The organism is Sporosarcina aquimarina (assembly GCF_019748715.1).
Classification (GTDB): domain Bacteria; phylum Bacillota; class Bacilli; order Bacillales_A; family Planococcaceae; genus Sporosarcina; species Sporosarcina newyorkensis.
Window position 1 is genome coordinate 26206 of record NZ_JACLBZ010000033.1, and the last position, 12390, is coordinate 38595.

General features: G+C 37.6%; 9 protein-coding genes. 3 read left to right on the forward strand and 6 right to left on the reverse strand.

Translation table 11 applies throughout. From position 1 onward, the window contains the following. Positions 1-104 precede the first annotated feature (104 nt). The 5 genes from H7J92_RS14645 to H7J92_RS14665 all read right to left on the reverse strand — a co-directional run bounded on the left by H7J92_RS14645 (position 105) and on the right by H7J92_RS14665 (position 5316). Positions 105-1541, reverse strand: coding sequence for a flavin monoamine oxidase family protein (locus H7J92_RS14645; RefSeq protein WP_245799493.1), 1437 nt, complete (start codon positions 1539-1541; stop codon positions 105-107). A 276-nt stretch (positions 1542-1817) separates the two neighbouring features. Continuing rightward, positions 1818-2405, reverse strand: a complete 588-nt coding sequence (locus tag H7J92_RS14650) for a LysE family transporter (RefSeq protein ID WP_078817661.1) — start codon at positions 2403-2405, stop codon at positions 1818-1820. Positions 2406-2553: 148 nt separating this feature from the next. Next, positions 2554-3459, reverse strand: coding sequence for a LysR family transcriptional regulator (locus H7J92_RS14655; RefSeq protein ID WP_078817702.1), 906 nt, complete (start codon positions 3457-3459; stop codon positions 2554-2556). Positions 3460-3998: 539 nt separating this feature from the next. Then, positions 3999-4469 carry an inner membrane protein YiaA gene (yiaA, locus tag H7J92_RS14660; RefSeq protein WP_078817660.1) on the reverse strand — a complete coding sequence of 157 codons (471 nt, stop codon included), beginning with the start codon at positions 4467-4469 and terminating at the stop codon, positions 3999-4001. Between the two features lie 265 nt (positions 4470-4734). Then, positions 4735-5316, reverse strand: coding sequence for a TetR/AcrR family transcriptional regulator (locus H7J92_RS14665; protein WP_078817659.1), 582 nt, complete (start codon positions 5314-5316; stop codon positions 4735-4737). A 599-nt stretch (positions 5317-5915) separates the two neighbouring features. Between H7J92_RS14665 and H7J92_RS14670 the strand changes: the two genes are divergently transcribed. Further along, positions 5916-6839: a DsbA family protein gene (locus H7J92_RS14670; protein WP_245799490.1), complete on the forward strand. Its 924-nt coding sequence runs from the start codon at positions 5916-5918 to the stop codon at positions 6837-6839. A gap of 16 nt (positions 6840-6855) precedes the next feature. Beyond that, positions 6856-7164 carry a monooxygenase gene (locus H7J92_RS14675; protein WP_221837640.1) on the forward strand — a complete coding sequence of 103 codons (309 nt, stop codon included), beginning with the start codon at positions 6856-6858 and terminating at the stop codon, positions 7162-7164. A 366-nt stretch (positions 7165-7530) separates the two neighbouring features. Here H7J92_RS14675 and H7J92_RS14680 read toward each other — a convergent pair whose 3' ends face one another. Further along, complete coding sequence (locus tag H7J92_RS14680; protein WP_221837643.1) at positions 7531-8967, reverse strand: S-layer homology domain-containing protein; 1437 nt, start codon at positions 8965-8967, stop codon at positions 7531-7533. Positions 8968-9260: 293 nt separating this feature from the next. Between H7J92_RS14680 and H7J92_RS14685 the strand changes: the two genes are divergently transcribed. Further along, on the forward strand, positions 9261-12347 hold the full coding sequence (locus H7J92_RS14685) for a hybrid sensor histidine kinase/response regulator (RefSeq protein WP_246603031.1): 3087 nt from the start codon (positions 9261-9263) through the stop codon (positions 12345-12347). Positions 12348-12390 lie beyond the last annotated feature (43 nt).

Here is a 12390-nt window from a genome sequence, read left to right on the forward strand (position 1 = left end):
GAGTGTTGGCTTTACATTTTCCATATCTGCAGTGAAATAATAATAGATTAAGAGACCGAGTGTATCAACACTCAGTCACGAGGATACTGATTTATCTGGGCTTTCTACAATGTCGTCAATTCATTGACTTCCTTAGCTACCCGTATTCCCGATTCAATTGCCCCTTGTATCCAACCATGTTGAGTAGAGGCATGTTCACCGGCAAAGTGGACCCTTCCTTCCGGAGATGAGATATAGGGAGATAACTCTTTTATTTGTTCGGGTTTAAACATCGTAAAGGCACCGCCAGAATACGGATTTCGTGTCCAACTAAAACTTGCACCTGTTACAAACTCATGATAGACCCGTTCACCATGAATTGCAGCTAAATTTTTCAGTGTATATTCCAAACGATCTTGGGAGTTCAAACTATCCCAAACGAGAGCATCATCCCCCCAGGTATAGCTGGCTAATATGATGCCAGATCCAGAAGTGCCAAGTCTTGTGCTCGGATATTGCGTGTAAGCAATGGGGAGATCCGTAACCGTTTGACCTCCAAATATCCCTTCTTTTTCCCAAAACCTATTTTTGAATTGAATCCCGCTTTTTGTTGAGCCTACGTAATGCAGTTCGCGTATGGCTTTCCATTTGTTTTCTGAAAAAGAGTTCCTTGGTTCAATCTCAACAAATTGTAGAACCGAAAAAGGAATGGTCACGATGGCCAGGTCACCGGTTATTTGAAATGGCCTTGAGATTTTTGTATGAGTAGCATCAATTGTAACTTGATTGTTGGATTGAGTGATTTTGGTTACTTTTAATCCGAACATGATGTCGTCTTTTAATTGTGGAACGAATGCTTTTGGAAGTTGATCATTTCCACCGGTAATCTCGAAAAATTTAATATTCGGGGTAAACAGAACCATGAATTCACGCAGTAGTTCAAGAAAAGAGAGTTCTGGGAATCCTTCTAATGAAAGAGTTACTTTTATCATTTCGATTGCGCCTGAAGTCAATCTAGTTCCAAATGGATTATGCCTTAAGTACGCATCCATTGAATATTTATCGAATTCCTGGATGATCCACGGCCAATACAACTGTGGGTTTTGATTTATTAAATCAATGACCGGTTTTATTGCGAATTGGATTAATTCGACAGCCGTTTTCCCTCTTTCATGTGGCGCAACTGGAAAGCCGAAAATTGCAGGATATTGTTCGTAAACCTTTAATCGGCTTTTAATGTTTTTTACAAATAGGATATCATCAGGAGTGCTGTTGATAAATGGATTAAGCGGGAGATTAAACTTTTTTATATATTCTAATGTCAGGAGGTGGGTGTTGGGAATTCTCATGGCACCTGCTTCAAAATACAATTCATCTGTAAAATCTGATTGTATTGTGTAGATACGTCCGCCAACCCGATCAGAAGCTTCAAGGATTGTGACACGATGTCCAGCTTCTTTAAGTAAAGAAGCTGCAACCAAACCAGCCATCCCTGCACCGATCAAAATGATTTTCTTAGGGTTTTGTGTTTTCTTTAGTCCCTCTTTAATAATTGAAATCATTTGCTGGGAAGGTATTTGCGGGAATACGTAATTGTATGTTTGCAAGACATTCCTCCTTCTCATCCAAAGTTTTACATACAATGCTCTGCGATGGGACACTGCCATTTTATTTAAATAAAACTTCGGTGAACACATCTCTTTGTCGATATAGACTGAACACACTTTGTACTATAATTTGAAATACATTTAATAGCTCGGAGTGTTTGGTTGATAGGAGCTGTATAATAAATATGTAAAGATTGGCGGAGGTATGCTAGCTAGATGTTTTCCTGTACTTCACTGCAATAAAAGTCCAACTGCACATTGCAATAGTAATAACGCCAATATAATATTTATTACTCGGAAGTATTTGAAATATGTCTTTTGGAATAATGCTCCAAAAAGTATCCAAGTCAAGGTAGCAATTGTACCTATTGTAGCAATGATTAAAACAAAAAATAAAAGCCACCCAAATGACGAGTAATATGGAACAACATATCCTGTTAGAGAAGTTATACCAAATAAGAATATTTTCACATTAAAAATTTGCAAAACAAAACCAGTCAAAAATGAAGGTTTTTTCCCAGCAGTTTTATTGTCAGGCTTACTAATGGAAATTTGGTATGCTAGCCATAAAATATAAATAGCACCTGCATATTTAAGGACAAACATTATCGGGTTTATTAAGTTCTCTAATCCAAAGATAAATACTGCGCATATTGTTTGTACAAAAAGATAACCGATAAAGATGCCGATGAATAAAGGTTTTCCCCTTTTCCATCCATAGTTAGTCATCGTATTTAATGCTAGGATATTACCAGGTCCTGGCGTGAAGGCATTTATTAGAACGTAAATAACAAATGAAGATAATGCTTGAACTCCCATATCTTAATTCACTCTACTTTCCATTATTCAACTTATTTCTTTAATTGAATATAGTATAATGAAAAGTTTCGATATAATATAATACCAAAAATATATAGCTTGATATAGATAATAACTATACCAAGCTGAGAGTTAACTTCACTTTCAGTTATAAATCCTGCGCAATCTTTTGTAATGCATCCAAATATATTTCACCAAGCTTCGTTAGTGTGACATCTCTATGCTTTATTGTTCCAACCCGTATGACCTCATCTACATTAAGAGGAACTGCAATAATTTCATTACCATGAAGAAATTTAGGGAAAACTCCAGAAGAAATGGTATAACCATTAAGACCGATCATGAAATTAACGATAGCTGCTCTGTCGCTTACTTTGATGCTTTTCTTTACACTTCGTGTACTTAAAATTTCTTCCGAAAAGTAAAATGAATTATGTTCTCCTTGTTCAAAAGAAAGGCATGGATAATCATCTAATTCATCCAAATCAATAGATTCTTTGTCGGATAATGGATGATTTTCACTAATAAATACATGGGGTTTTGTAGTAAATAGTTCAGAAAAAGTTATATTTCTTTCTCTTAACAATTTTAATATTACGGATTCATTGTAATTACTTAAATAGATAATCCCTAACTCACTTCGTAAATTCTTTACATCTTCAATTATTTCATATGTCTTCGTTTCACGAAGTGTAAACTCATATTCAGAAGCCCCAAACTCCTTTACAAGTTCCACAAAAGCATTCGCTGAAAAAGTATAATGCTGTGTTGAAATACAAAAATGTTGCTTGGCTGGTTTCTCGCCCATATATTTTTCTTCAAGCATGCTATACTGCTGTAATACCTGCCTAGCATAACCAAGAAACTTGGCTCCTTCATTAGAAATCGTAACCCCTCTATTCGTTCTAATGAATATGGTGATTTTTATTTCTTTCTCTAATTCCTTAATTGCATTCGATAAACTCGGTTGGGAGATGAATAAACTTTTTGCTGCCTCATTCATAGATCCCTTACTTGCTACCTCCACTGCATACTTTAATTGTTGTAAAGTCAGACTGAACGCCACCTTTTTAAAGACCCGAATAAATTCATAATCAAACGTTCGGGTGTTCTTCTTATACATATCCATTGCCCGCCTAAGGAAATAATTCGTGACTCATTATTAGCAAGCATCTTTTTATTCTCTTCTATTCCGTTTGAAAAGTCTAACGTAAATATAGCCTTCGATCCTTACTAAACAAGGCTTTTCATAATGTCTTGGAAGTTATACTGTAGCTTTGATCCTTGTCATTCACATAATAAGATGACAGGTGTCATAACGGCACATCTTTCAATAAAAAGATACATTAGTTCTTATTATGTAGGAACCATGAATGAAATACCACTGTTTTTCCATTGTGATTTTTCGAGAAAGTATATTGGGTGGGGGAGGGGAAATGAAAGTGAATCGGGTATTAATGGTTAGTGGAATAGTGTCTAAATTATATGGGTGATTAGTGCCTTTTTAACAAGCATACCCCCATTCTAGATTTAGAATGAGGGTGAAATAGTATTGTTTAATCAGTCGAAATCATCAAATTAACGGTAAGTGACTCAGTCTATTTCTCTTGCTTTCTGTGAATCTCTAACGTTCTTCTGAACTGTTATCGCAGCAAATATACTAAGAACAAAAGCCATACCATAAAACCCTTTTTCGCTTAAAACAATACTTCCTGCATTGTATAAACCGATGGCCATTAATAAAATAGCTATAATAAGTGCAAACCAGCTAATACCATAATAAATATTCGTAACTGGTATACCTTCTTCTTTATCTCTTACTGCTTTCTGTAAAGATACAGATGAATAGAGTCCAAATATTAAAATTGCAAAATAATATCCTTTTTCGTTCAGTTCCATAACAGCATTATACAAACCTAAGAGGTAAGCTGATACTCCTATTAGTAGTGCTGCTAAAGAAGCTCCTTTGAAAGCTGAAGTGGGTTCCCCGTCTTTTCTTTCTACTTTCCTTTTCGGATCAATACTTTTTTCCTTATCAAATAAATTTTCATTATCCGTAGTCATTGAATGTTCCCCCTTCTCTTTAGACAATCATATCCAAACGAATATAAATCGGCAACTTTTTTTGTAATATTCCATCTCTTCTTTAAATTATGCGGTCAACGTCACAAGGGTTAATGAAGGCTGAAAGTATCAACTGCTTGATGACTTGATATCGCGCATATTTTATTTTGCAAATTGAATACATAGGGTTCAGGCGATATTAGTGTAAACGATAATCATTGCAATAACAGCTATTATTGCCTTTGCGATTAATTTCAAATTGTGTTCATTCTTTTGTTTCGTTAGTAGATCCAACATCAATTCTAGAAATTATATAAGGAATGGCGGGTTTAATAAACTCTTCCGGCTTTACCCCCACACTATTTCTTCTCCATTCTACAGAAGCCCCATAAAGCCCCCAGCTTAACATGACAGCAGTAATCTTTAGGGCCTGCATATCTCCGGTTAGACCTTGTTTTAACAATACTTTATAAAAAATGATTTCAAGTTGTTCTCTAATAATACGGGCAATGGTATCTTCGTATCCGCGATGGCACCGATTGGATAATGACATTTGAAAATTTGTGACCGCCTTGAAAATATTAACTAGCATTTCTTCATTTAGTTCAATGTTTTGGTAGTGATTACAATCGAGGTTAATTAACAATACTTCCGATAATGCCTTATCCAATAAGTCATATATATCTTCAAAATGATAATAGAACGTGGCACGGTTAATCATAGCCTCGGCTGTAATATCCTTAACGGTAATATCCTTAAATTCCTTCTCACTTGAAAGTTCAATGAAGGAATCCATGATTAATTTGCGTGTGCGTAGAACTCGTGGATCCGTCTTCGATCCGGTCATTGTTATCCCTCCTACTTTTTAGACAATTTATTAAATGTGTTGTATAAACGACAAATCCAATGAATTATTGGTGTTGATTTAGATCATTAGGGCTTAGAATTTAAATGTAAGAAAAATATTATATCGTGCCCTTGAAGAATAAAGAAATATAAGATATTCAAATAAACCATATTAGGGGGGATGAATGCAATTGGCATTGTCACTTTGGAGCACGGTAGATGCAGAATAAATATAACAGAGCGATTACGGATACTATCAATTAGTTATATGTTGAACGGAACAATAGGAACGTCAAAATTGTAATTCATGGTTATACTCTTGGGGTGATAGCAGCTAGCAACTTGCGGTTAATTCTAACTGTATCAAAAGTTGCAACAGTAAGCACTCAACCGGAACTAAATCTTTTCACTGGCTTTTGAGGAAATGATCCCCTTTAAGCTAGCACTATTTCATGAAGAAACGGTTTAAATAATGTTAAATGAAGTTCTAACTTGGTTGGCTGCATAGAAAAAGATTAGAAAGTAAATACAATGAATGGTTCACGCAAGGTCAAAGATTTTGTTGCCTTTTCTCAATTATTCAAAAGGGAGGAAAACGAATTGAAAAATAATATGATTTGTGATTTAGAAACAGGTGTATGTGGAGTGACTGGGGAAGAAGAAATAGAAGTGACTGATTTCAATCAAGTAAAAAAATCGGTTAATTTCTATTACGTCACGGACCCCATTTGTTCTCATTGTTGGGCCATTGAACCTGAGCTTCGTCGTTTTGTAGAGCAATACGGGGATTATTTTAACTTTCACACGGTTATGGGCGGTTTGCTGGAGAGATGGCATGACGGGCCGATCGATCCTGCAAACGGTATATATAAGCCTGCCGATGTTGCAGGGCACTGGAGAGAAGTTGGAGAACACTCAAGGATGCCAATTGACGGTACTTTAATGATTGATAATCCAGTCCAGTCCTCTTACCCGCCTTCTCGTGTATTCAAGATGATCCAAAAATACCATGATGATAAGTTAGCATATGAATATTTGCGACGTACGAGAGAAGCCCTTTTCTTATTCAACCAAAATATTTCAGATATTTCCGTGTTGATTGAAATTGTAAATAAACTTGGTCTAGATGGGGAAGCTATTGTTAATGAAGCTGAACAACCAATCGGACAAAAGTTATTAAACGAAGATTTTGGTCTGACTAGAAGCCTGGGTGCCAGAGGTTTTCCTACAATTATCATGGTCAATGAGGAAAATAAAGGTGTAAAAATTGTAGGTGGTCGTCCGTTTGAATCCTATGTTAACGGATTGAAACAAGTACTAAATACGGAAGAACTGGAACCTAAAAAACAGTCACCTCTTTCTAGTTTGCTTGGGAAGGAAAAACTTCTGCTTTCTAAAGAAATTGAAGCGATGTACGATGTTGAACGACCAGACGTTCACTCTTTTATTGAAAAAGAACTTTCGCCTGATCAATATCAAGCAAAGGAAATTCTAGGGGAATCCTATTTTACAACTACTAAATAAACAAAGGAGAGTAATTATGGCATACGTTTTACAAGTGGATTTTAAAATGAATGGCCCATTCGGGGATGAAATGGCGGAGGCCCTTACCGATTTAGCCAAAAGCATCAATGAAGAAGACGGGGTCATGTGGAAAATCTGGACGGAGAATCCGGAGATGAAAGAAGCCGGTGGAATTTACATGTTTGAAACAAGAGAAACTGCTGAAAAGTATTTAGATATGCATTCCAAACGATTAACTGGCTTTGGAGTTACGGACATCAACGCAAAAATATTTGCTGTTAATTCGAAATTAACTGAGGTTACTAAAGGGCCGATAAATAACTAGAAGTCTTTATGTAAAAATTTCGGAAGATGCTTATTAGACAAATGAAACCCTCAGTGAAACGTATATGTAGGTAGAACCGTCATAATAAAATCGACTTCCTTTTAGGCAGTCGATTTTATTACGTGCTACGAAAAAGTAGGGGGTTGTATTGTTAAAAAAAAAATTGAATCGAATGATCACGTAAAGTAGTTCAGAGGTCCATTACAAATAAATATAAACCATATAATGTTTGTGGGAATAAAGCTGTTAATATTGTATTTGGCCGGTAGCTATCATTTGTACCAAAAAAGTTAACCGTCCATTCCTTTGATGAGGATTCTCTTTAATTTAATATCTGTTGGACTTGCCAACCGACTCTTTACTCCACTACATATCCGTAATGTACCCATCCGACCAAATCGAAACATTCCATATAGAACCGATTCTCTTAACATCTACCTGAAAGCCTGATTGATGGTAAAACTCTGTACGTATAGGCTTCTCATATTCAACCACAATCGTACCTTCCTTCTTACCAATCAGATGTGCAGTGAACAAGTTAGTGCTGGTATCTCTTTTGATTTCTACAATTTGCTCATAGCCTTTCGTAACAATATTGTGCTTCCCTATATCATATGCCGTCCCTTGCTCATACCTTGCAGAAAGTTTTTCTCTTAACGAATTCACTTCATAATAAAAATGTGTTTTCTTCAATTTCGCTTCAATTCCGTAACGTGTTTCTTTGCCGTCAGCGAAATGCACAGTGGCAATATACTGGCCGGGCTTGTCGATATCAAAGCAGATATTTACATAATCACACGATTTAAACGTTACATCATCAGTCAGCTTCTTTCCGTCCATCGTCGAAAGTGAAATAATTTGGACATCTTGCTTTTCGGGAATTTCAAGCTTTACTGCGGTCGGCAGAAAATCGTTCGTCTCCTTCATCGTCAATTTCAACTCGCCATTCTCTTTTTTTACATGTACATAATATTTTTTGTAATTCTCTGCTTCAAAGAAATGCTTGTCCGATACGATGAATGTGCCTGAACCTTCTTTTTTCGGAATCAATTGAATTTTATCGTCTCGGTAACCTTTCTTCCCTTCTACGTAAATTATATCGAATAGCCCTGGGTTCACTTCTGTTTCTGTCGTAAAGAAACGATTCCAGCCAAAATCATCCGCTCCGAGCGTCACCATATTCGTCGGTTTCGCCTCTTCCGTCGCTTTCATCATTTTGGCTGCTTGTCCTCTCGTGATGGAGAGATTTGGACTAAATATATTGGAAGCCGTTCCCGTCGTAATGCCGAGGTGGTAGATGATTAGAATATTCTTGTAATGCGACGAATTGCCATTCCAACCGATATCTTTGAAAGGATTCTCTCCGGACTGACGTGGCAAGTCAAACGCCTTGACCAAAATTGAAGCCATCTGTCCTCGCTTGATCGGATCATTCGGTCCGTAACGCCCGTCCGGATAACCACCAATAATACCTTCTTGCGCCATTGCGGCAATCGCCTTGTAATAGCCATTCACCGTTGAAACATCCTTAAATTCAGGATTTTTGACATTTTTCGTATCCAATTTGATCATCTTCGCAATGATTGCGGCCGCCTGTCCTCTCGTAATAGAATTCCCCGGCTTGAATGTGCCATCCGGATAGCCTCCGATTATATTGCGTTCCGCCAGATCATTGACTGCTTCTGCAAAGTGCTTTGTTGGCGGTACGTCTTCAAATAATTGTTTGCTTGCTGCGTTGCCGGATAATGGCAAGCTACATGCAAGCAACAATGCACCGAATATGGTGATAAATCTTTTATTCATTTGGTTTCTTCCTTTCTATATTTATTTATGAATCTTTGCTGATAGGTGAGCAACCTACAGACGTAGATAATCATAGAAGATTTCAAAATATATTAATGTCCTCTAAAATAAGTTTTTGTGTGAGAAACACACCCCTACTACGTCGTGGTCTAGATTTGTATAGGGATTCCTCTATTTACATAATATGATACTGTGGTGTATTATCCGAGTTGTCCTAATATGAGCAAACGTCAAAAAAGGAGGGGGAGCGGAGGATTTCCGTGAATACATAAATGAAAAAAAGACATGTGATAATGATGATCGGTTTACTGCTTGTTTTATCAGGTTCTCGTATTCTATGGATGGATACATTTCGCAACCTCTCAGATACACAAATAAAAAATGGTCAATTGGATTTACGTGATTGGCATGCACAAGAGGGCGAAGTTTTGCTTCTTGACGGAGAGTGGGAGTTTTATCCATCACAATTGATGAAGGATCCGGAGCGGATGACGAATGCAAGTGATGGACCGAAGAAACTTGTTCAAGTCCCTGGTAGGTGGAATGAGGATTTTCAAGATGGGAAATCGACTCCATATGGATATGGCTCCTACCGCTTGCTTCTCTATGTGAATAAAAGTGAGGTGCTTAATTATAGTATATATGTGCCTAGCGTTCGCAGCTCTTCGCAAGTCTTCGTCAATGGACGGCTTTTGGCTGGATCGGGACAAGTCGGAAAAACAAAAGACGAATACATAGCAAAAAATTTGCCATATTTATCAACCTTTACTGCAGATGAAAACGGTGTGATCGACATTGTCATTCAAGCAGCGAATTTCAAAGATGTTCGTCGCAGCGGCATTATCCGGTCAGTTAAATTTGGTTCCGAAGCAGCAATATCTAAAGAAAGAAATTTGTCCTTATCCTTGCAAGTGTTGGCTTCAGTCATATTCTTTCTACATTCTATCTATGCCCTTGTGCTATATTTCTTGGGAAATCGAGAGAAAAAACTACTCTATTTTTCTTTGCTCTTATTTTGCATAACGTTAATGAACTTAATAAGCAATGATGAAAAATTATTTCACTTATTATTTGACGTTGGATATGAGTGGGATTTCAGTCTGGCGAATATCCTCATTCCGGTCGCTGGTCTTGCGTTGGTTCAGTGCATGGATCATCGCAGTCTTCCATACTGGCGACTGATGAACCCAGTGTACTCGGTTATTGCTATGGGAACAGCCATGGTTACGCTGTTTTTATCTTCGAGTCAAATTATAATGTTGTTTCCAGTTTATTATCTGTTGGCGGGATTTGCTGTTGCTGTCTCCCTGATAACTATTTTCAAGAAAATATATAGAAATTTCACAGGGAATGTTTTATTGTTACTTTCCTTACTAATAGTTGCCCACCATTTTGCTTGGATGATCTTTTGGAGAGAAACCGGCGTAAGTGTTGTTCATTATCCATTCGACTTGATTTTGTCAATTGGTTGTTTTACATCAATTTGGTTTAAGGATTATTTTACAATGCATGCAGAAACGGCGAAGCTCGCAGTTCAATTACAAAAAGTGAATGAGCATAAGGATCAATTTTTGACGAACACCTCTCATGAGTTTAAAAATCCTCTTCATGGGATCATTAATATGTCTCAATCTGTATTAATGAGAGAAAGGAATTTATTAAAGACTAAAAGTGTCCATGAGCTTGAAACAATTTTAACAGTCGGTCGGCGAATGTCATTATTATTAAATGATTTACTTGATTTAGCCAGCCTTAGAGAAGGCCATCCACGCCTCCATACAAAATCGATAGCGATTCAGCCAATCGTAAGTGGAGTGATGGATATGCTGCAATTTCTCGTTGAAGTTAAGCCGATTCACATAATCAATGAAATCTCAGAAGATTTTCCTTCGGTCATTGCAGACGAAAACCGGGTCATTCAAATCATCTACAACTTACTTCATAATGCGATCAAATACACAGATGAGGGCGAAATCTACATTCGATCGAAAGTAAAGGGTGAAAGGGCGCTTATTATGATATCTGACACCGGAATGGGGATAGATGAGGATTTTCTACGACACTTGTTCCGTCCCTATGAGCAAGCGGTCGACGCAGCAATGACGGAAGGGGGAATCGGACTAGGTTTAAATATAAGTAAACAGTTGGTTGAGCTTCATGGTGGACAGTTAGAAGTATCCTCAACGCCAGGAAAAGGATCAACTTTTACGTTTTCGCTGGAGTTGGACCCATTGGATCAATACAGCAAAACCGAAAACGCTTCATCAATGGAAGCCCAGCACGCCGTATTGTACGAAATGCCCTCTAATTATTTGAAGGAGACCTCGTTTGATTTGACGGATGCTGAAATCTCAGCCGCAACATATCAAATGGCGTTAGTGGAGGGTAGGGCAGGGCGGTTGCCTATATTGATCGTGGACGATGATCCCATCAACCTACAGGTACTTCAATCGATTTTGTCAGTTGACCAATATGATGTCACAACTGCGACAAGCGGCAAAGAAGCTCTTGATCAATTAAACAAAAAGGAATACAACTTAGTTATTACGGATGTTATGATGCCGCGGATGTCCGGCTATGAGTTAACCAATATGATTCGTAAAAGGTTTTCACTCACAGAACTTCCAATCTTACTGCTTACAGCAAGGAGCGACTTGAAGGATATACAAGCAGGGTTTTTGGCGGGCGCGAACGACTATGTAACGAAACCTGTTGAAATGTTGGAATTACGAGCCAGAGTCCGGGCGCTTGCGGAGATAAAAGAAGTCGCACGCGAACAATTGCAATTAGAGGCTGCATGGTTACAATCTCAAATCCAACCTCACTTTTTATTCAACACATTAAATTCCGTTATCGCACTGAGTGAAATTGACTTGAATAAGATGAAAGAGTTGCTAATGGAACTAAGCGAATTCTTAAGAAGTAAATACCAATTCCAACACATAGATGAATTGATACCCATACAAGAGGAATTAAATATTGTACGATCATATCTGAATATCGAACAGGTACGTTTCGGAGATCGATTGAATGTTGTGTGGGAGATGGATGGATGTAAGGATCTTAAAATACCCTTCCTGTCAATCCAACCCTTAGTTGAAAATGCAGTCAGACACGGAGTTATGAAGCGTATCAGTGGGGGAACAATCACAATTTATTGCACACTCTATGAGGATTACGTTGAGATTTCAATTAAAGATGACGGCATTGGAATGGATGGAGCCCAGTTGCACAGCTTATTAGAAAGAAAGAAAGGCAGTCAGACAAGTATAGGTTTAATTAATACAAACCAACGTCTAACAAGACAGTTCGGCACAGGGCTTCAAATCAAAAGCACTCCAAATCAAGGAACAATCGTATCCTTTCAGGTGAGAAGATAGTGTTCAAATGTTTTCGAGAATCACACCTTAGCCGATGATGTAA

Excerpts from the sequence above, each read along its gene's own strand:
- H7J92_RS14645 (WP_245799493.1), bottom strand. The coding sequence starts at position 1,541 with ATGATTTCAATTATTAAAGAGGGACTAAAGAAAACACAAAACCCTAAG.
- H7J92_RS14650 (WP_078817661.1), bottom strand. The coding sequence starts at position 2,405 with ATGGGAGTTCAAGCATTATCTTCATTTGTTATTTACGTTCTAATAAAT.
- yiaA (WP_078817660.1), bottom strand. The coding sequence starts at position 4,469 with ATGACTACGGATAATGAAAATTTATTTGATAAGGAAAAAAGTATTGAT.
- H7J92_RS14665 (WP_078817659.1), bottom strand. The coding sequence starts at position 5,316 with ATGACCGGATCGAAGACGGATCCACGAGTTCTACGCACACGCAAATTA.
- H7J92_RS14675 (WP_221837640.1), top strand. The coding sequence starts at position 6,856 with ATGGCATACGTTTTACAAGTGGATTTTAAAATGAATGGCCCATTCGGG.
- H7J92_RS14680 (WP_221837643.1), bottom strand. The coding sequence starts at position 8,967 with ATGAATAAAAGATTTATCACCATATTCGGTGCATTGTTGCTTGCATGT.
- H7J92_RS14685 (WP_246603031.1), top strand. The coding sequence starts at position 9,261 with ATGATGATCGGTTTACTGCTTGTTTTATCAGGTTCTCGTATTCTATGG.